Origin of the sequence: Sorangium sp. So ce836, assembly GCF_028553905.1 — a bacterium.
Classification (GTDB): domain Bacteria; phylum Myxococcota_A; class Polyangia; order Polyangiales; family Polyangiaceae; genus Sorangium; species Sorangium cellulosum_D.
Window position 1 is genome coordinate 14,172,733 of sequence record NZ_CP102233.1, and the last position, 18,498, is coordinate 14,191,230.

The 18,498-nt window shown below is 72.5% G+C and carries 17 protein-coding genes; 9 read left to right on the top strand and 8 right to left on the bottom strand.

Annotated features, from left to right (window positions below; all coding sequences use genetic code 11):
- Nucleotides 1-9: 9 nt before the first annotated feature.
- Nucleotides 10-834 carry an undecaprenyl-diphosphate phosphatase gene (locus tag NQZ70_RS51770; protein ID WP_237244843.1) on the bottom strand — a complete coding sequence of 275 codons (825 nt, stop codon included), beginning with the start codon at nucleotides 832-834 and terminating at the stop codon, nucleotides 10-12.
- 262 nt (nucleotides 835-1,096) lie between these two features.
- Between NQZ70_RS51770 and NQZ70_RS51775 the strand changes: the two genes are divergently transcribed.
- Genes NQZ70_RS51775 through NQZ70_RS51790 form a run of 4 tightly spaced genes read left to right on the top strand, consistent with a single transcriptional unit; the run spans nucleotide 1,097 to nucleotide 3,928 of the window.
- Nucleotides 1,097-1,624, top strand: coding sequence for an NADH-quinone oxidoreductase subunit A (locus tag NQZ70_RS51775; RefSeq protein WP_129580820.1), 528 nt, complete (start codon nucleotides 1,097-1,099; stop codon nucleotides 1,622-1,624).
- The gene (gene nuoB / locus NQZ70_RS51780) at nucleotides 1,621-2,169 is read left to right on the top strand and encodes an NADH-quinone oxidoreductase subunit NuoB (protein WP_129580821.1); all 549 of its coding nucleotides are present in this window, start codon (nucleotides 1,621-1,623) and stop codon (nucleotides 2,167-2,169) included. Before NQZ70_RS51775 ends, nuoB begins: the two co-directional genes overlap by 4 nt.
- Before the next feature lie 47 nt (nucleotides 2,170-2,216).
- Nucleotides 2,217-2,765: an NADH-quinone oxidoreductase subunit C gene (locus tag NQZ70_RS51785; protein ID WP_129580822.1), complete on the top strand. Its 549-nt coding sequence runs from the start codon at nucleotides 2,217-2,219 to the stop codon at nucleotides 2,763-2,765.
- Nucleotides 2,762-3,928 carry an NADH-quinone oxidoreductase subunit D gene (locus NQZ70_RS51790; RefSeq protein ID WP_129580823.1) on the top strand — a complete coding sequence of 389 codons (1,167 nt, stop codon included), beginning with the start codon at nucleotides 2,762-2,764 and terminating at the stop codon, nucleotides 3,926-3,928. The genes NQZ70_RS51785 and NQZ70_RS51790 overlap by 4 nt, the downstream gene beginning before the upstream one ends.
- A 17-nt stretch (nucleotides 3,929-3,945) precedes the next feature.
- Here the strand turns inward: NQZ70_RS51790 and NQZ70_RS51795 are convergent, their stop codons facing one another.
- The 4 genes from NQZ70_RS51795 to NQZ70_RS51810 form a co-directional block, all read right to left on the bottom strand.
- Nucleotides 3,946-4,575, bottom strand: coding sequence for a hypothetical protein (locus tag NQZ70_RS51795; protein WP_237244844.1), 630 nt, complete (start codon nucleotides 4,573-4,575; stop codon nucleotides 3,946-3,948).
- A gap of 233 nt (nucleotides 4,576-4,808) precedes the next feature.
- On the bottom strand, nucleotides 4,809-5,210 hold the full coding sequence (locus tag NQZ70_RS51800) for an MmcQ/YjbR family DNA-binding protein (protein ID WP_129580826.1): 402 nt from the start codon (nucleotides 5,208-5,210) through the stop codon (nucleotides 4,809-4,811).
- Nucleotides 5,211-5,256: 46 nt separating this feature from the next.
- A complete protein-coding gene (locus tag NQZ70_RS51805) occupies nucleotides 5,257-6,306 on the bottom strand; it encodes a methyltransferase (protein ID WP_129580827.1) in 1,050 nt (349 codons plus the stop codon).
- A gap of 169 nt (nucleotides 6,307-6,475) precedes the next feature.
- Nucleotides 6,476-7,909 carry a dockerin-like protein gene (locus NQZ70_RS51810; RefSeq protein WP_165374595.1) on the bottom strand — a complete coding sequence of 478 codons (1,434 nt, stop codon included), beginning with the start codon at nucleotides 7,907-7,909 and terminating at the stop codon, nucleotides 6,476-6,478.
- A 31-nt stretch (nucleotides 7,910-7,940) separates the two neighbouring features.
- On the opposite strand from NQZ70_RS51810, the gene NQZ70_RS51815 reads away from it, so the two are divergent.
- Nucleotides 7,941-8,081 carry a hypothetical protein gene (locus NQZ70_RS51815; RefSeq protein ID WP_165374596.1) on the top strand — a complete coding sequence of 47 codons (141 nt, stop codon included), beginning with the start codon at nucleotides 7,941-7,943 and terminating at the stop codon, nucleotides 8,079-8,081.
- Between the two features lie 584 nt (nucleotides 8,082-8,665).
- On the opposite strand, the gene NQZ70_RS51820 is transcribed toward NQZ70_RS51815, so the two are convergent.
- The 3 genes from NQZ70_RS51820 to NQZ70_RS51830 form a co-directional block, all read right to left on the bottom strand.
- Nucleotides 8,666-9,469: an AraC family transcriptional regulator gene (locus NQZ70_RS51820; RefSeq protein ID WP_237244845.1), complete on the bottom strand. Its 804-nt coding sequence runs from the start codon at nucleotides 9,467-9,469 to the stop codon at nucleotides 8,666-8,668.
- A 276-nt stretch (nucleotides 9,470-9,745) separates the two neighbouring features.
- On the bottom strand, nucleotides 9,746-10,939 hold the full coding sequence (locus NQZ70_RS51825) for an SUMF1/EgtB/PvdO family nonheme iron enzyme (protein WP_129580831.1): 1,194 nt from the start codon (nucleotides 10,937-10,939) through the stop codon (nucleotides 9,746-9,748).
- An 11-nt stretch (nucleotides 10,940-10,950) separates the two neighbouring features.
- Nucleotides 10,951-11,496, bottom strand: coding sequence for a TlpA disulfide reductase family protein (locus NQZ70_RS51830; protein WP_061621161.1), 546 nt, complete (start codon nucleotides 11,494-11,496; stop codon nucleotides 10,951-10,953).
- A gap of 228 nt (nucleotides 11,497-11,724) precedes the next feature.
- Between NQZ70_RS51830 and NQZ70_RS51835 the strand changes: the two genes are divergently transcribed.
- From NQZ70_RS51835 to NQZ70_RS51850, 4 genes are all read left to right on the top strand, one after another.
- The gene (locus NQZ70_RS51835) at nucleotides 11,725-14,415 is read left to right on the top strand and encodes a HEAT repeat domain-containing protein (protein WP_272827359.1); all 2,691 of its coding nucleotides are present in this window, start codon (nucleotides 11,725-11,727) and stop codon (nucleotides 14,413-14,415) included.
- A gap of 240 nt (nucleotides 14,416-14,655) precedes the next feature.
- Complete coding sequence (locus NQZ70_RS51840) at nucleotides 14,656-15,036, top strand: hypothetical protein (protein WP_129582084.1); 381 nt, start codon at nucleotides 14,656-14,658, stop codon at nucleotides 15,034-15,036.
- Entirely contained in the window at nucleotides 15,030-17,234 is a 2,205-nt protein-coding gene (locus NQZ70_RS51845) for a M20/M25/M40 family metallo-hydrolase (protein ID WP_129580832.1), read from the top strand. The genes NQZ70_RS51840 and NQZ70_RS51845 overlap by 7 nt, the downstream gene beginning before the upstream one ends.
- Nucleotides 17,231-18,376: an SUMF1/EgtB/PvdO family nonheme iron enzyme gene (locus NQZ70_RS51850; RefSeq protein ID WP_129580833.1), complete on the top strand. Its 1,146-nt coding sequence runs from the start codon at nucleotides 17,231-17,233 to the stop codon at nucleotides 18,374-18,376. Before NQZ70_RS51845 ends, NQZ70_RS51850 begins: the two co-directional genes overlap by 4 nt.
- The last annotated feature ends 122 nt before the right edge of the window (nucleotides 18,377-18,498 follow it).

Sequence of the window (18,498 nt, forward strand, 5' to 3'; positions counted from 1 at the left end):
GGGGGCCGCTTAGGCGGGGCCCGGCAGCGCGTGCGCGTAGGCCACCATCGCGAGGCCGAGCGGGACGACCCACAGCGCGAGCGCGCCCGTGCGCCGCCGCTCGGCGAGCGCGCGGAGCGCGGCGGCCGCCGCAAGGGCGCTCAGGAAGGCGGCGAGCAGGCTCAGCGCCGCGGCGTCCGCCCCGGGCGGCACGTCGCGGAGCGCGGGCGCCTCCGCGAGCGCCGCGGCGGCGAGCGCGGGGATGGTCAGCGCGAGCGCGAGCTCGACGGCGCGCGCGGGCCGGACGCCGAGCCAGAGCAGGAGCACGAGCGCCGCCCCGACGCGCGACCCGCCCGGCAGCGCCGCGGCCCCGTGCGCCGCGCCGACCGCGAGCATCCCGACGAGCGACGGCGCGTCGGTCGCGCCGCGCCCGTCGCGCCGCGGCGCGATCGCCGTGCTCGCGAGCGCCGCGCCGGTCGCGAGCAGGCCGAGCCCCACCGCGAGCGGCTCCTGCCCCCACAGCGCGGCGTACGGCCGGAGCGCCGCCGCGACGAGGAGGCTCGCGGCGGCGCCCAGCGCGAGCAGCGCCGCGTCGCGCGCCGGCGGCGACGCCCGGAAGAGCGACGGCCGCGCGAGCGCGCGGGCGCCCTCGCCGAGCGCGCGGAGGAGCCGCCGCCGCGCCGCGACCGCGAGCGCCGCGGCCGCCGCGAGCGCCTGCGCGGCGGCGGTCCACGCGTCGCCGTCGGCCGAGCGGAGCCAGAGCCGCGCCGCCGCGGCGTGCCCGCTGGCCGAGATGGGCAGCGCCTGCGCCGCCCCGTCCACGGCCGCGAGCACAGCCACGTCCACGAGACCCACGCCCGACCGATACCCCAGCGCGGCGCGTCCTGTCGATCCCGAGCAGCGGCTCCGAGGGGCTTCGAGCGGCGGCTCCGCGAGCCGCCTCACCCCGCGCTGCCCCAGCGCCGCCCGAAAAACCGCGCGAGGGGGCGGGCTCAGCGCGCGCTCGCTCCCGGGTCTGCTGGCTTGCCGCGCTTCATCTTTTCACCTACATACCGCCCCTGATCTGGCGCTCTCTCGCCCGGGGCGAGGGAGGGCGAGCCGAGCGAGGTCCCGTCCGATGTTGATGGCATATGCCAGCGTTGCCGCGTTCTTCCTGGTGGCGATCGGCTTCGTCCTCGGCTCTCTGCTGTTCGGGAAGCTGCTGCGCCCGAGCAACCCGTACGCCGAGAAGGTCGAGACGTACGAGTGCGGGGAGGCGCCCGTCGGGCCCGCGTGGTTCAACTTCAACCCGCGGTTTTACATCATCGCGCTCGTCTACATCATCTTCGACGTCGAGATCGCCTTCATCTACCCGGTCGCGGCGGTGTTCAAGCGCTGGGTGGACCAGGGCAGCGGCCTCTTCGCGCTGATCGAGATCTTCCTCTTCGTCGCCATCCTGATGCTCGGCTTCGCCTACGTCTGGGCGAAGGGCGATCTCAACTGGATCCGCGCCATCAAGGGCGATCCGCGCGGGGCCCAGAACGTGAGCAGCCGGTCTCGGGCGCGCGCGCCGATCGCGGGCGCGGCGGGCGAGGGCGCGCCGGCCGGGGCGGCGCTCGCGAGCGGCGCGCGCGCCGCGGTGGCCGACGGAGGTGCGGAGTCATGACATCGAACCTGAACCTGATGGCCCCGCCCCGCGGGTGGGAGGCGAAGTACGAGAGCGACGGCGGCGGCGTCATCACGACGAGCGTCGACCAGACGGTGAACTGGCTGCTCAACTGGGGGCGGTCGAACAGCGTCTGGTACATGCTCTTCGGCCTGGCCTGCTGCGCCATCGAGCTCATGCAGACCGGCGGCCCCCGCGGCGACCTCGAGCGCTTCGGCGCGGCCCCGCGGCCGAGCCCCCGCTCGAGCGATCTCTTCATCATCGCGGGGACGCTGACGTACAAGATGGCCACCCGGGTGAAGCGCCTCTACGACCAGATGTCGGAGCCCCGCTACGTCATCTCCATGGGCAGCTGCTCGAACTGCGGCGGCCTCTTCCAGTACGCCTACTCGGTCTGCAAGGGCGTGGATCAGATCATCCCGGTCGACGTCTACGTGCCCGGCTGCCCCCCGCGCCCCGAGGCGCTCCTCGAAGGGCTCCTGAAGATCCAGGAGAAGATCAAGAGCGAGCGGGCCCTCGGCCGCCGCGGCGCGACGGGCGGCTGAGCCGCCACTCTGTCTCGTTCCATGCTCGTTCCGCGCTCCCGCACCCCATGACACCCGAAGAGATCTTCCAGGCGCTCCAGGCGAAGCTCGGCGAAGACGCGGTCTTCGACCTCCACCCCGTGTCCGCGAAGGATCGCGACGCCTGGTTCCAGGTCGCGCCGGAGAAGATCCAGGCCGTGGGCCAGCACCTGCGCGAGGCGCCGGAGCTCGAGTTCGATTACCTGGAGTGCATCACCGGGGTCGACTACCCCGATCTCAAGAAGATCGCGGTCGTCTATCACATTTACTCGTACGCGAAGAAGCACCGGGTCGTCCTCAAGGCGTTCCTCGACCGGGAGAGCCCGGCGATGCCGACGCTGGTCGACGTGTGGTCGGCCGCGAACTGGCAGGAGCGCGAGTGCTTCGACCTCCTCGGCGTGCGCTTCGAGGGGCACCCGGACCTCCGGCGCCTGCTCCTGCCCGACGACTGGGAGGGGCACCCGCTCCGCAAGGACTGGCAGGAGAAGGCCGAATACCACGGCATCCCGACGCAGCGGCCGAACCCCGTCGAGCTCTTCAAGATCAAGCTGCCGAAGAAGGAGGCGGAGGCGACATGAGCCAGGTCATCTTCAGCGTCGACCGCGGGGGCGCGGGCCCGGGGAGCGACCTCGACGACGAGATGACCCTCAACATGGGGCCTCACCACCCGTCGACCCACGGGGTGCTCCGCTTCGTCATCTCGACGGACGGCGAGATCATCCGGAAGGCGGTGCCGGACGTCGGCTACCTGCACCGGAGCATCGAGAAGATCGGCGAGCGCTGCACCTACAGCGGCTTCATGCCTTATACCGACCGCGTCGATTACGTCGCGGCGATGTTCGCCAACGAGGCCTGGGCGAGCGCTTGCGAGAAGCTGATGGGCATCGAGGTGCCGAAGCGGGCGCAGTACCTGCGCGTCATCTCCTGCGAGCTCAACCGGATCGGCAGCCACATGATCGCGCTCGGCGCGATGGCCATGGACGTCGGCGCGGTCACCCCCTTCCCGTGGGCGCTGCGCGAGCGCGAGCACATCAACGATTTCATCGAGGAGCTGTGCGGCGCGCGGCTCACCTTCAACTACCACCGCATCGGCGGCGTCTCGTTCGACATGCCGAAGGGGTGGGCCGACAAGGTGAGGCGGTGGCTCGACCGCTTCGAGCCGATCATGGTCGAGTTCGACCGGCTCATCAGCCTGAACGACATCTTCATCAAGCGGCTCGCCAACGTCGCCGTGGTGACGGCCGAGGAGGCGAAGGACTGGGGGCTCGTCGGCCCCAACCTGCGCGCGTCCGGCGTGAAATGGGATCTCCGCAAGGAAGACGGCTACTCGGTGTATCCTGAGCTCGAGTTCGACGTCCCCGTGGGCCGCGGGCGCTACGGCGCCGTGGGCGACTGCTGGGACCGGTTCTACGTGCGGGTCGAGGAGTGCCGCGAGTCGGCGAAGATCCTCCGCCAGGCGCTCGACAAGGTCGACGAGCACCCGGAGGACGACATCCTGGGCAAGCTGCCCAAGAAGATGAGGCCCGACGGCGAGGCCTACGCGCGGATCGAGAGCGCCCGCGGCGACATGGGGTGTTACGTGATCGGGCGGGGCGCGGAGGAGGCGTACCGGGCGCGGTTCCGGACCGGGAGCTTCACCGCGATGGCGATGATCGAGGCGAAGAGCCCGGGGCTATTCCTGGCCGATCTCGTGGCGCTCATCGCCAGCTTCGACGTCGTGGCGCCCGAGATCGACCGGTAGCGGGCGAGCGGGGAGCCTCAGGGCTCCTCGCCGCCGGTGTCCCCGCCTCCGGCGAGCTCCGGACACTTCTCGCCGATGGCCTCGCACTCCGGAGGCGTCTCGACGGACGCGAGGTCCGACTCGCACGTGAGCGCCTTGACGGTCTCGAGCTGGCGGTTCGTGCAGGCCTTGAACTCGGCGACCGTGGCGGTGCACCCCGCGAAGTCCTCCGTCGGGCACATCCCCTCTTCCGTAGGCTCCTCGGGCTCGTCCATACACTGTTCCTTGGCGGTCTCGCAGTCGAGGCCGGAGCCGGGCGTGGCGGCGGTGATCAAGCCGAAGAGCTCGCACGCGTCCTCCTTCGTGATGTCCGCGGCCGAGGCGGCGAGCGCGTCGCACACCGCCTGCGCCTCCGCGTCCGTCAGCTCGCCGAGCTGCTTGTCGTCCAGGTCGCCCCCGGTCTCACCGCCGTTGCCGCCGGTGCCGTCCGTGCCGCCGTTGCCGCCGGTGCCGTCCGTGCCGCCGTTGCCGCCGGTGCCGTCCGCGCCGCCGGTGCCGCTGGTGCTGCTGGTGCCGCCGGGGCCCGAATTGCCCTCCTCGCCATCATCGCCGCACGCAACGAGCGCGAGCCCCACCATCAGCATTCCAAGAAGCTTCATCCGTGTCATCGAGCGCTCCATCATCGAGAATGTTCACCTGAGAGTCCGCGCGGCGCTGGAGGACGGCTCCGTCGAAGGATGCGAACGGGCTGAATCGTCGACCGGTCAGGCGCGCGGCGCGTGAACATACTACGACCTCGATCGATTTTTCCTTCCCCATCAGAAAAAAAAGACAGCGCCCTCCGCGCCGGGATCGCCGCGCGCGGCCGAGGCGCTCTCCGGGCCGCGCGCCCCGGCGTCCGTCACGTCGCGCGCTGGCGTCTCCGCGGACGTGAGGGAGCCCCCGGCGGCGCCGCCGGTTCCGCGCTCCGGCCCGCGTCCCGCTGCGCGACCACGCGCTTCGGCGCCACGCGGCGCCACGCCCCCACGAGCAGCTCCTCCAGGAGCGCCGTGTCGACGCGACGGAGCTCCACCCGCGTCCAGCCCTGGTGTCCCCACGGCGTCACCGAGAAGACGTCCGGCTGCGCCTGCACCAGGCTGTCCTGCTCCTCCAGCGACAGCTTCAGGACCGCCTGCTCCTGCGCCACCCAGTGGGTGGCGAAGATCTTCCCCCGCACGCGGAACGACGGCTTGCCGAAGTGGTCCTGCTCCTCGGCCTCGGGCAGCGACATCGCGAGCTTTCGAAGTTCGTCGGAAGAGACCACGGCGGTGCACCTCGGCAAGGGGAAGGGTCGCTCTCGTGAAGTTATCTCAGGCCCGCGCCGCCTCGAAGATCCGGTAGAAGCTCGGCGTCTCGCGCACGCCCTTCACGGAGAGCCCGGCGGCCTCGAGCAGCGCGCGGTACTCGGCCTCGGTGCGCTCGCGCCCGCCCGTGTTCACGAGCATGTTGATGTCGCTGAACGTGAGGACCCACTCGAGCGCCGCGTTCCCGCGCTGTGCGGGGGCGGGCGGCTCCACGACGAGCAGGCGCGCCGCGCCGTCCATCGCCTCGCGGCACTTGCCCAGGATCGTCAGGCTCCGCGCGTCGTCCCAGTCGTGGATCACGCTCTTGAGCACGTAGACGTCGGCGGCCGGCGGCGCCGCGTCGAAGCAGCTCCCCGCGACGAAGGAGGCGCGGGCGGCGACGCCGCGCGACGCGAACAGCTGGAGCGCCCCCGCGCGCGCGTGCTCGAGATCGAAGACGACCCCCTCCACGCCGGGGTGGGCCTCCAGGATCGCGCAGAGCAGCGCGCCGTAGCCGCCGCCCACGTCGACCACCCGGCGCGCGCCCCGCAGATCCGCGGCCTCGACGATGCCGGGCGCGACCCCGCGGGTGAGCTCCACCATCGCCTGGTGGAAGATCGCGGCGGCGGCCGGGTCGCGCCCCATCTCGTCGAAGTGCTCGGTCCCGGACGGCGCCGCCGCGTCTCCGGCGCCCCACGCCATCCGGCCGGTGCGGACGCAGTCGGTCAAGCGGCCCCAGGCCTTCCACACGCCCGGCCCGCCCATGAGCCGGGACCACGCGCGCCGCGAGCTCGGGGAGCTCGTCTCGAGGCATCGCCCCATCTCGGTGAGCTCGAAGCGGTCCCCGCGGGGGGCGAGCAGCTCGAGCGTGACGAGGGCCCGGAGCAGGCGCTCCGTCGCGTCGGGGTGCGTGCCGAGCCGCGCCGCGACCGCGCTGCTCGGGAGCGGCCCCTCGGCGAGGACGTCAGCGACGCCGAGCTCCGCGGCCGCGTGGACGACCTGCGGCACCCAGAGGCTCATGATCATCTGGTTGAGGCGGAACGCAGGGGGCAGATTCGTGGGAGACCCGCTCGACATGGTGTTCGCTCCTTCGGGGCCTACCTTGGGGAGCGCGACGCCGGGGGTATTGTAAAGATTTTACCTCGGCCCCTGCCGGGTCGCCCGGCGGCGCGTCGGCCGCGCCGCGCTGCGCCGCCGCCGGGGAGAGGCCAGGGACCGGGGCCGTCTCTCCCTTGGGGGCTCGCCGTCAGGGGATCGCCGGGGCCGTCCACTCCACCCACTTGGCCTTGTCGAGCTCGTTCTTCGGCTTCCAGACGTTGGTGTTCGCGCTCGCATCCTTGAGCAGGAACTTCTTGACGAAGGCCTCGATCGCGTCCTGCTCGCCGTTCGCGTAGTCCTGCCCGCAGTGGTTGTGCCCGCTGTCGACGTACCCGATGTTCTCCTTCGCGCCGAGCGCCTCGTAGATCATCCGGGCGGCGCCGCCGGCCTGGTCTGCGTTGTTCGTGCTCAGCCACTCGTAGTTGAGGTTTCCGAGGATCAGGAGCCCGCGGGGCGCCACCATGCCGACCAGCTCGTGGTGATCGAGCGGGAGCTTGGTCACCGCGCGGCCGAACGGCTCGATCGCCTTGCTGAACCACTGCTGCTCGCTGTACGTCCTGCTCAGGTTCTGGACGCCGCCGCTGGTCCGGCCCATGTTGTCGACCTCCGAGACCCGCCACGCCGCCACGCCGCCAGAGCCGGACTCCTGCGGGATGGTCAGCGCGAAGCGCGAATCCATGGCGCCGACCATGAGCGCCCCCTTGCCGTTGCGCGAGCAGCCCGTGATGGCGAGCCGCGTCGGATCGATCTGCGCTGCAGGCGTGGACTCGAGGGCATCGATGATGCGGCTCGCGCCCCAGGCCCAGGCGATCAGGGCGCCGCTCTCCGCGCTCCCATGGAACTTGGAGAAGATGCCTTTGCTCCGGTCCCCTTCCGGCTGCACGCCGTTGTGATCGTAGTTGATGATCGCGACGCCCATCTGCTTCAGCCGGTTGTTGTTGAGAGAGCCGCCGGAGAGCCCGATCAGCGCAGGGTAGGGGGCTGTCCCGGTGCTGGGCAGGGAGATGCTCACGGTGAACGAGACGTCCTGCGCGCCGCCGGTCACGTTGATCGTCAGCTTGTCGCCCGCCATGCTGCCCGAGACGGTGGCCTTCTTGATCTCCTTCGGGCCGGTCTCGTAGTGCAGGACCATCTCGCGGATCTCCCGATGGCGGCAAACCCACTGCGCCCGGGTCGTCACCTTCGTGCCATCCATCATGGTGAAGGGATCGTGCAGCTTCTCATACGTCGGCAACGCGTCGAAGGCGGGCATGTTGGGGACGGGGCAAGCCTCGCCGGGCATCTCGACGCCGGTCAGCTCCGAGTCCTCGCCCGGCGTGGAGCCGCCGGTGCCGCTCGTGGTGCTGCCCACCGGATCCGAGCCGCCGGCGCTCGAGCTGCTCGGCCCCGGGCCCCCGCCGCCGGAGCCAGGCCCACCGGCGCCGCTCGAAGACGTGCTGCCGGGCGACCCGCCGCTGCTGGTCGCGATGTCGTTGCCGCCGCCGCCGGCGTTGCCCGTGTCATCGCTCGAGCCGCACGCGACGAGCAGGGGGAGAATGGCGGTTGCAGTGAGCAGCTTGGAGTATTTCAATCGACAGGACATGGTGGGCCTCGCTGAGTCTAAGGGGCTCGGCATGGTCATGCTCGAAACGGTCGTGCTGCGCTTTCCTCCGTCGGAGACACCGCGCAGCGCGACCGCAGGTGCATTCCCGGCGGAAGGCATTTCGATCAGCTTCCGTGTGATCGCAATCCCGTCCTCACGATGGTCGCGTTGAACGCGCCGTCATCCGGAAGCGAGCGCATTCGTGGGAATTACCCGTCGGCTCCGGTATCTTCGATGAGGCGAGCGCCGCGCCGCCATGCGTCGAATGCCCGCTGCGCAGCGCACACGCCATCCGCTGATCTCGCCGGGAGGATACCATACGAGGCGTCGAGGGAATACACGTTTCACGGCCGGCAACGCGCGGGGGACCTCGTTCGGCGACGTGGCGCTACGATCGGTAACACGCGGACGACATCGCGCTACGATCGGTAACACACAGACGACATCACGGTACGACCGGCAACTGGAGCGGATCTGGCTGCGCGAGGTCGCGGTGCACGGGCCGAGCGCGGCGTCGGTCCAGAGAAGGACGATGCCCTCTGGAACGAAACGATGTTTGTCGGCCATGCCCTCTTCACTTGTACGAAAATTCTACGGCGGATGCCATGTCTTCCTGCGGCACGATCTTGAAGAAGCAGGTTTGGTTGTGAATCGAATTACGCGGCAGATCTTCGAGAGGCCGTCGCGATGGAACCGCCGATCCGCTGCGTCCTCCGCGCGGCCGGACGGCTGCCTCCTCGTTGGGGCGACAAGGGATCAGGGGCTGATGCCGGAGAGTTCGAGCAGCGCGGCGCGCGCTCGGGTCGGGGTCGTCCCGGTGAACTGCTTCACGTCCCGCGCGAGGTGCGCCTGGTCGTAGTAGCCGAAGCGCTGCGCGAGCTCGGCCCACGTCCCCGAGGCGCCCGCCTTGAGGTGCCGCACAAGCCGTTCGAAGCGCACGAGGCGGGCGAGGAGCTTGGGGGGGACGCCGACGTGCTCGCGGAACAGGTCGATCACGTGCTTGTGGCTGTAGCCGAGCTCGCGCGCGAGCGCCCGCATGTCGACCGCGCCCCCGCGCTCCTCGATCCGCCGGAGCGCCCACGGCACCACGCCGAGCGCGTGTCGCGCCTCGTCGACGCGCTCGCCGAGCGCGCGCTCGATCAGGTCGAAGCGCGCGTCCCAGGTGGGGAGCTCCTCGAGGCGCTCGGCCAGGCGGGCGTGCTTGCTCGGCAGCAGATCGCGCGCGGAGATCACGCGCCCGGTGAGCTCCGCCATCGGCACGCCGAAGAAGAGCCGCGCCCCGATGGGGGTGAGGTTCACCTGGATCCCGCGCTGGAGCCCGTCGTGCTCGGTGATCGTGAAGGTGTCGTCGAGCCCCGCGACGAAGCCGCCCGGGTACGACGCGTGGCGGCGATCGCTCCCGGCGTCGAACACGCGCACCGGCGGTCCGAACTCGATGATGACGACGACCTGCGGCATCGGGAACTCGACCCGCCGCAGCGGCCCAGGCGTCTCCTCCTTGTAACCGCAGTAGTCGCGGATGTAGGGGCGGAGGCGCGGCGCCGGGGGCCGAGTCGCCATCTCCCAGCGGCTCTCACCCGACGTGCCGCGCGCGATCCGCGCGTGCTGAGCCAGCGCCTGCATCGAGGCGCAAGGGTACCCCTCGGCGCAGGCGCGATCCAGCCGCGCGCCTCGGTCGCAGGCGGGCGCCTCCTCCCCGAGGCGGAGGCCCCCCGAGCCGCACGAGGAGACTGGCTCTCTTCATCCCGTGGATACGGACAGCGAGACGATCGCGCTCTCCCGAGAGGAAAGACGCCGCGTGAGGCAAAAAGAGCCCCGCCGCGGCGCCCGGGCGCGTCAGTGGACCGTCTTACAGCACCTGAACCCGAGGTGGTAATTCACGTGCCAGGCGTTCTCCATCGGCTCCACGTGCCAGCGCGGGCTGAAGGAGCAGTGATCGGGATACGTCTCCTGCCCCTTCGGCCGGGGGGCGTCGTGCGCGCGGGCGACCTCGACGTAGAACCAGGCGCTCCCCTTGAGCTGGCTGTACTGCTTGCCGTCGTCCCGGTCGCGGCGGGTCATGATCTCGGCCACGTTGCCGTGCTGATCGAAGACCCCGAACCGGGAGCGGCACGCGGGGTAGGCGCCCGCCGGCTCGGTGTCGGTCGCGCACGTCTCGTAGGCGGAGCGCGCCGTGTCGGCGTCGCAGGGCTTGCCGTCGATGTCGCGGTGCCGCGTCTGCGTGTGGCAGACGGCGAGGTCGAGCTCGTCGCCGTAGGCGTACGTCCGCGGCGCGCCGCCCTCCGGATCGCCGCGGCACGCGAGGCTCCACTCGTCCTCGGTGCAGAGGCGCTTGCCCTGGAGGCTGCACATGGCCGCCGCCTGCGTCGGGCTCGCCCACACCATCGGCAGCTCGCACGGCTTGTTGGGGAACTCGAAGACGTCGATGCAGAACTCGGCCGGCCTCGCCTTCCCCCGCACGGTCTTGAAGACGGGCACCATGTTCTCGTGGCCGCCGCAGCGGGCGCGCTGCTCCTCCGTCTGGAGGACCACGCCGCGCAGCCCCTCGAGGCACTGCTCCTTCGAGCGCGTGTGCCGCGCGAGCGCCCTGTTGCCCTGGTTGATGCGCCCCGGCCCGCCGCCGCCGAAGTTCTTCTCCAGGAAGAGCTCGGGGTTCTTGAACCTGCGCTCCCGCGGCGTGAGCTCCTTCAGCGAGAAGAGCCGCACCAGGTCCTCGCGCGCCTCGTAGTGGATCGCCATCGGATCCCCGGCCGGCGGCGGCGCCGCGCCCCCGTCCGCCGGAGGCGCGCCGGCAGGACCCCCGGCCGCCGGAGGCGCGCCGGCAGACCCAGCCGCGCCGGCAGACCCGGCGGCCGGCGGGGCCGCGCCCCCCGGGCCGGAGGCCGCGGGGCCCGCCGAGGGCGCCGAGGCGCTGGCCGCCGGCGCGGCGGCGTCGCCGGGGCCGCGATCGGGCTCGCCGCGGGAGCAGGCGGCCGAGGCCGCGGTGAGCGCCGCGAGCGCGACGCGCGAGGTTCGGGAGGGCCGTGACACGTGGAGCGAGGTCAGAGGGTCGCCGCGACGATCTCGGAGAGGCTCGCCTCGTCGACGATGCCGGTCAGGTACGCCGCGACGTTCCCCTGCCGGTCGATGACGACGAGGCTCGGCAGCTTGTCCACCCCGTACCGGACCGACGCCTCCTTGGCGTCGTCGATGAGGATCGGATACGAGAGGCCCTTCTTGAGGGCGTATTGGCTGGCCACGTGGGGCGGGTCGTCCACGTTGACGCCGAGCACCACGAGCCCCTTCTTCTCGTACCGGCGCGCGATCCGGTCGAGGATCGGCGCCTGGACCGCGCAGGGGCCGCACCAGGTGGCCCAGAAGTCGAGGATCACCGGCTGGCCCTTGAGCTCGGCGAGCTGCATGCGCGCGCCGGGCTCGCCGTTGGCCGCGACCGGCAGCGTCACGTCGGGGGCCACCGCGCCGACCATGCCCCCGACCCCAGGCGCAAGTCGCGGCAGGATCGCAAGGCCGAAGAGCGCGCTCAGGGCGATGAGCACCGCGACTGCAGGGTAGAGAATCTTACCGGAATTGGACTCGGGTTCGGCCATACGGGGCCCTGGGCTTCATAGCAAATCTTTGGGCCTACGTCCGAGCGGCTCTGGTACGGTCCGGCGCCTCGACCGGCCAGGCGCTGCGCCGCCTGGCCCGGGGTCGGGGGCGCAGCGCGGCGAGCCGCGCGACGCCGCCGCCGCCGGTGGGGGTCGGGGCGCAGCGCGGCTCGCCGCGCGCTGCCACCGCCGTCCGGGTCACGTCGTCGCCCGCGCGCTGGAGGAACCATGCTGGATCGTCCGAATCTTTCACGAGAAAATCCCGCGGGGCCCCGCGGGCGGCGCCCGCCGCCCGGGCTCCCCCCGGCCAAGCGGGCGGCCAAGTGGCCCCCCGATGACAACGATCTGCCCGGAGCCCCGCCGGCGCCCGCCGGCGGCGGCTTCGCGGACGACGGCAACTTCAAGCGCGGCCGGTTCAGCCCGGTGTCGATCGTGGTCGGCCTCCTCCTCGCGCTCGGCGCCGCGGGCGCCATCTGGTTCGGCGTCAAGCAGGACAGCCAGAAGATGACGGTCGACGCCATCTCCAAGGAGAAGAAGAACATCTTCGTCCTGCCGAAGAAGGACCAGCTGCCCCTCTGGCGGAAGTGGGCCGCCTCCAACGCCGAGCCCTCGCTCCAGCAGGAGGCGCTCATGCAGCTCGCGTGGGCCGGCGACCCCGAGGGCGTCACGCACGCGACGACGGCGCTCTCGCTCCAGGACCACCGCGTGAAGGGCGTCGCCGCGCAGGTGCTCGCCTACTACGGCTCGCCCAAGGCCGACGGCGCCAAGCCCGCGCTGCTCGAGGCGCTCAAGGTCGCGGACGAGAGCGACCGGCCCCAGCTCGTCTGGGCCCTCGTCGAGCTCAAGGAGCCGGCCGCGTTCAAGGACGCGATGGACCAGTACCGCAAGGGGTTCCTCTCGAAGGTCGAGCGGCTCGGCGGCGGCATCGCCTTCGATCCCGAGAAGCTCGCCGGCCTCGTGCCGCTCGACGAGCTCGCGAAGCTCGCGAGCGACGAGAGCGCGTCGGTGCGGCAGCTCGTCGCGACGGTCCTGTCGCGCAACGCCGAGCCCAAGTGGACGAGCACGCTGATCACGCTCGTGAAGGACAAGGACGTCGAGGTCGCGCGCGAGGCCGCGAACGGCCTCGGGCGCATCGGCGACGAGACCGCGCGCGCCCCGCTCCTCGAGGCGCTCACGAACGCCGACAAGGAGAACCGCCAGCGCTTCCTCGAGGCGCTGCGCGACGGCATCGGCGGCGAGGGGCTCGTCCTCGCGCTCGACAGCGTGAAGTCGGATCCCGAGGAGACGACCTGGTTCCAGACCAAGCAGATCATGGAGATGCTGCGCGAGCTCGCCGATCCGCGCGCGGCCGACCCGCTCGTGAAGTGGATCGAGGCGAAGAAGCCGCCGCTGCACTGGCAGGGCGAGGCGGGGACGCGGCTCGCCGAGATCGGCGACATCCGCGGCGCCAAGTACATCGGCGAGCGGATGCTGGCCGACCCGCTCAAGCTCTACAAGCTCGAGAAGTTCTGGGAGGCGGACGAGGGCGGGCACCTGTCGCGCACCGACCTGCCGCGCGTCGTCGGCGCCCGCATGCTCGCCGACCTCGCCGTGATCCACGCGGACAAGGCCGCCGAGCTCAAGGCCGCGGCCGAGTCGCCGGTCATCCTGTGGCTCAAGGATCGCCCGCAGCCGCACGCGAACGGCCTGCGCTTCCTCGCCACGATCCGCTCCGAGAAGATCCTGAAGGACATGCGCGACTGGGCCTTCCCGACGGACCCGCTCCCGAAGGAGGGGCAGCTGCCGCCGTTCCCGGCGGCGTTCGAGACCGCGCAGAGCGCGCTCCGGTACATCGGGCGCATGAAGGACGAGCCCTCCTTCCCGCGGCTGCTCGAGCAGTTCAAGCGGAAGAAGGACCCGAAGATGGACATCACCCAGGACGGGCTCCAGGGCGCGGGGCTCGCGATGCTCGGCATGGCGCTGCGCGCGGTCGCCTACGGGTCGGCGCAGGGGCTCGCCGAGTGGGGCGACCCGCGCGCGGTCGAGCCGCTGACGAAGCTCATCGAGGACGAGACGTGGCACGAGGAGGCCCGCCAGGCCGCGTGCGAGGCGCTCGCCTGGTGCGCCGACGACAAGACGATGGTCGAGGTGGCGAAGAAGGCGAAGGATTTCGCGAGCAAGAAGGAGCCGCGCAAGCAGCTCATCGGCGCCTGTTACGCGTCCGCGCTCGCGCTCCGGCCGGTGCCCGGGGCCGCCGGCGAGCTCGTCCCGCTGCTCACGGCCGACGTCGAGCCCGGGGTGCGCATGGCCATCGCGCGCGCCATCGGCATCGGCGGCTTCGACGAGGCGGCGCAGGGCCAGCTCTTCGAGAAGCTCAAGGACGTCGAGGTCCGGAACGCCGCGGCGCTCTCGCTCATCCTCGGCGGCACGAGCGACACCGCGGCGCGGACGGTCGCGATGTACGCCGACTTCGACAAGGGCGCGCTCGACGACCTCAAGGACCACTACTACCGCGCGTTCGGCTACTGGTCGGACGAGGACTTCAAGCGCGGCAACCTCTACCGGTACGTCGCGAACGCCGAGGCGATCACGCGGGTGAAGGTCGCGGACGCGCCGCAGGAGTGGGCGCGGCAGCGGCTCCAGGCCCAGTTCGACAACCTGAAGTACGACAACGGCCCGCACTCCGAGACGCGCGTCGTCCTGCGCTACCGGCTCTACCAGGCGGCCAAGAGCGGCGACGGCGAGCAGAAGAAGGGCGCGATCGACACGCTCAAGTTCATGAAGGAGAAGGGCGCGCTCATGGCCCTGCGGCACGAGCCGGGCGACACCGGCGCGCTCGCGAAGCGCGCGTTCCACGAGCTCATGAACCCGAAGGCCACCGTGGCCGAGGACCTGAGCGCGCTCGCCCCGGCCAAGGCCGGGGGCGCCGACGTGCAGTAGCGGCGCGCGCCTGCGCGATCGGGCGAGGGGCCCGGGAGCTCTCGAGGGAGGCCGTCCTCCCCGGGGATCCCGGGCTTCCTGTTTTTGTCGAGGTTGCGCGGGCGAGCCCGCGCCCGGCGCGTCGGGCGGGCCGGACGACGGGCGGCCGGCGCGTGTCGGGCTGGACAAAGCGCGCGTTTCGGAAGAGTGTTCGCGCCGAGGTGCACTGTGGCTACCTGGCGTGATGAGCTCATCGAGGCCGTGAAATCGAAGGCGGAGCGCGAGTCGGAGGAGCTCGCGCGGCACAAGAAGCGGGTCGCCGAGGCGCTCGCGGCCGCGGAGTCGGCCGTGTCGCAGGGGGCCGAGTCGCTGAAGTTCGCGCACGAGAGGCTGCAGGACAAGGGGCAGCCGGTCGCGCTCTCGCAGGAGCCGGACAAGCACCGGCTCGCGCTCGGCGAGTTCAGCCTGGCGCTCGAGCTCCTGCGGGAGTCGGCGATCGTCCGGGTCACCTTCGGCGACGGCAAGCCGCGCGAGTTCGACTTCGCGAAGGACAGGCACATCGCGCCGGCCGACGTGGAGGAGTACATCGGGCGCCGTGCGCTCGAGCTGGTCCGCGCGGCGCAGAAGGCCGCGCCGTGGTGACCGCCGGGCGCGCCGCGGCGCGCGCGCCGCGCGCGGCGGGGCTCCGCCCGGGCCTCGTCGCGGGGCTGCTCGCCGCGCTCGGGGCGTGCGCGCCTCCGGCCGCGCCGCCCCGCGAGGCGGCCGCGCCGCCGGCCTCGTCGCCGGCCGCCGCCGCGGCGCCCGCCGCGCCGGCCTCGATCGATCTCGACCCCGCCGCGGAGGCGCGGATCAAGGCGGACGTCGCGTACCTCGCGTCGCCCGAGCTCGCGGGGCGCGCCACCGGCGAGCCGGGCGCCGAGCTCGCGGCCGAGTTCATCGCGCGCAGGTTCGACGAGCTCAAGCTCTCGCCGCTGGGCGGGCAGGGGGGCGACGCGAACGCGTACCTGCAGGTGTTCGACGCGCGGGTGGGCGCCGACGTGGCGCCTGCGGCGCTCGCGGTGCAGCGCGCGGGCCGGAAGCAGAGCGTCGAGGCCGGCAAGCTGGTCACGGCCGACGGGAGCGCGAGCGGCACGGCCTCGGGGGCGGCGGTGCTCGTGGGCCACGGCGTGACCGCGCCGGCGCTCTCCTGGGACGACTACGGCGGCCGCGACATCGAGGGGAAGATCGCGGTCGTGCTCGACGGCGTGCCCACGCTGGGCGACGGCGCGGAGGCGGCGCCGCAGGCGGGGGCGGCGAAGGCAGATCCGCACGGCGGCGCGGCGAAGGCAGACCCGCACGGCGGCGCGGCGAAGGCAGACCCGCACGGCGGCGCGGCGCACGCAGACCCGCACGGCGGCGTGGCGAAGGCAGACCCGCACGGCGGCGCGGCGAAGGCAGATCCGCACGGCGGCGCGGCGCACGCCGACCCGCATGGCGCAGCGCACGCGGATCCGCATCACGGGTCGTCTTCGCGGCCGGCCGACGCGCTCCGCGACTTCGGCAGCGTCCGCTACAAGCTCCGCACCGCCCGCGAGCACAAGGCCGCCGGCGTGATCCTCGTCGCGGCGGGCGACGAGCTCCCGCGGGTGTCGGACGACGCGGCGAGCATGGGCATCCCGGCCGTGGTGATCACGCGCTCCGCGGCCCGGGCGCTCTTCCCGACGGCGGGGCTTCCGCCGCCCGCGAAGCCCGAGGCCGCGAAGCAGGCCGCCGCGAAGCCCGCGGCCGCGAAGCAGGCCCCGGCGAAGGCCCCTGGGCCGAAGCCGCTCGCCGGCACCACCGTCGAGATCACGACCAAGGTCACCCCGCGGATGGCGCAGGCGGGGAACGTGATCGGCCTGCTCCCGGCGCGGGATGGCTCACCGCACGCCGGCGAGTACGTCGTCATCGGCGCCCACTACGATCACCTCGGCCACGGGGGCAACTCGTACTCGCGCGCGCCCGGCGTGCACGCGGTGCACCCGGGCGCCGACGACAACGCCTCCGGGACCGCGATGCTCCTGGAGGTCGCGCGGCGGTTCGCCGCGCTCCCCGCGCGGCCGGACCGCAACCTGCTGTTCATCGCGTTCGGCGCCGAGGAGCTCGGCACCCTCGGCTCGCGCCACTTCGTCGATCACCCGCCGGCGCCGCTCGAGGGGACGAAGTCCATCGTGGCGATGATCAACGCGGACATGGTCGGCCGGATGCGGGAGGACAAGCTCCTCGTCGACGGCCTCGGCACCTCGCCCGACTGGAAGCCGATCGTGGACGGCGCCGCCCGCGGGCTCGGCCTCGCGCTCCAGTTCGGCGTCGAGGGGTTCGGCGCGAGCGATCACACGTCGTTCACCGCGTCGCGCGTCCCGGTCGCCTTCCTGTTCACGGGCGTCCACGAGGACTACCACCGGCCGAGCGACACGGCGGACAAGATCGACGCCGCGGGCGTCTCGCGCTGCGCCGTGCTCGCGGCGCGGATGGCGCTCGCCCTCGCGCAGCGCGACGCGCGGATGGCCTTCACCGACCCGCCGGCCGACCCTCACCGCAGCATGCGCCGCGGCTTCCGCGCGTCGCTCGGCACGATGCCGGACTACGCGTACCAGGGGCCCGGCGTGAAGCTCACGGGCGTGCGGCCCGACGCGCCGGCCACGCGCGCCGGGATGCAGGCGGGGGACGTGATCGTGCGCATCGGCGCCCACGCGATCACCAACATCCACGACTTCATGTTCGCGCTCGGCGAGCTCGAGCCGGGCCGCGAGGTCGTGATCGAGGTGGAGCGCGGCGGCACCCGGGTGCCGCTCAAGGTCATCCCCGCCCCCGGCCGATGAGCCGGCGCCCCCGCCGCATCGCGCCGCCGGCCGCCCCGCGCCGGCGGCGCAGGGCCCTCTGTCGGCGCTGCGCGGGGGGCCTCGTCCTGCTGTGCGGCCTCGCGGCCGCGATCCTCGGCTGCGATCGCCGCGAGCCCGCCGCGACCGACGCCGCGGCGCCCGCGGCGCCCGCGAGCGCCCGCGCGGCGGCGCCCGCCGAGCCCGCGCCACCCGACGGCGCCGCCGCGGAGCCGCCGGACGCCGCGGAGCTGTCCGACGCCGCGACGCTGTCCGACGCCGCAGGGCTGTCCGACGCCGCGGGGCTGCCCGACGCCGTCGCGGCCCTCGATGGCGCGGCAGCGGCGGCGTCGCCCGACGGCGGCGTGTCGGACGCCGGGCTGCCTGGCAGCTCGGCGGGGTGTCCGGACGACATGGTCCTCGTCGACGGCGACTACTGCCCCCTCGTCGAGCAGATCTGCCTCAAGCACCACAAGGAGTTCGAGAAGGACCAGGCGCGGCGGGCGAACCCGTACGGCGAGGTGGAGGGCTCGACAAGCGTCAGCGAGCGCTGCCTCGAGTACAAGCAGCCGACCGCGTGCCTCTCGAAGAAGCGCGCGCCGATGCGTTACTGCGTCGACCGGTACGAGTGGCCCAACAAGAAGGGCGAGCTCCCTGCGCTGCTCGTCTCGTGGCGCGAGGCGGTCAAGGCGTGCGAGGGCGTCGGCAAGCGCCTCTGCACCGAGGACGAGTTCAACTTCGCCTGCGAGGGCGAGGAGATGCTCCCGTACACGTACGGGTTCGTGCGCGACGCGACGAAGTGCAACATCGACCGGCCGTTCCGCCAGCGCGAGCTGGCGCTCTACCGTTACGAGCGGTGCATGCGGCACCCCAAGTGCAAGGCGGAGCTCGAGCGGCTCGATCAGCGCGTCCCGGCCGGCTCGATGCCGGCGTGCGTGTCGCCGTTCGGCGTCTACGACCTCAACGGCAACATCAACGAGTGGGTCGTGCGGCCGGGCCGCAAGTCCCCGGAGCGGAGCGGGCTCAAGGGCGGCTGGTGGGGCCCGATGCGCGGCCGATGCCGCCCGACGGTGGGGTTCCACAAGGAAGAGGATTACGGCTACGAGCAGGGGTTTCGTTGCTGCAAGGATGCTGCGCCGCGGTGAGCGCGCGGTGGCGCCTTCATTTTGGGGGGCGCGTGGCCGCCGACCGGGGGTACGCTCGCGTCCAGCGGGCCCGCGACGCGGCGCTCGCCGGCGAAGGGCCTGCCGTTGCTCCTCCGGGGGCC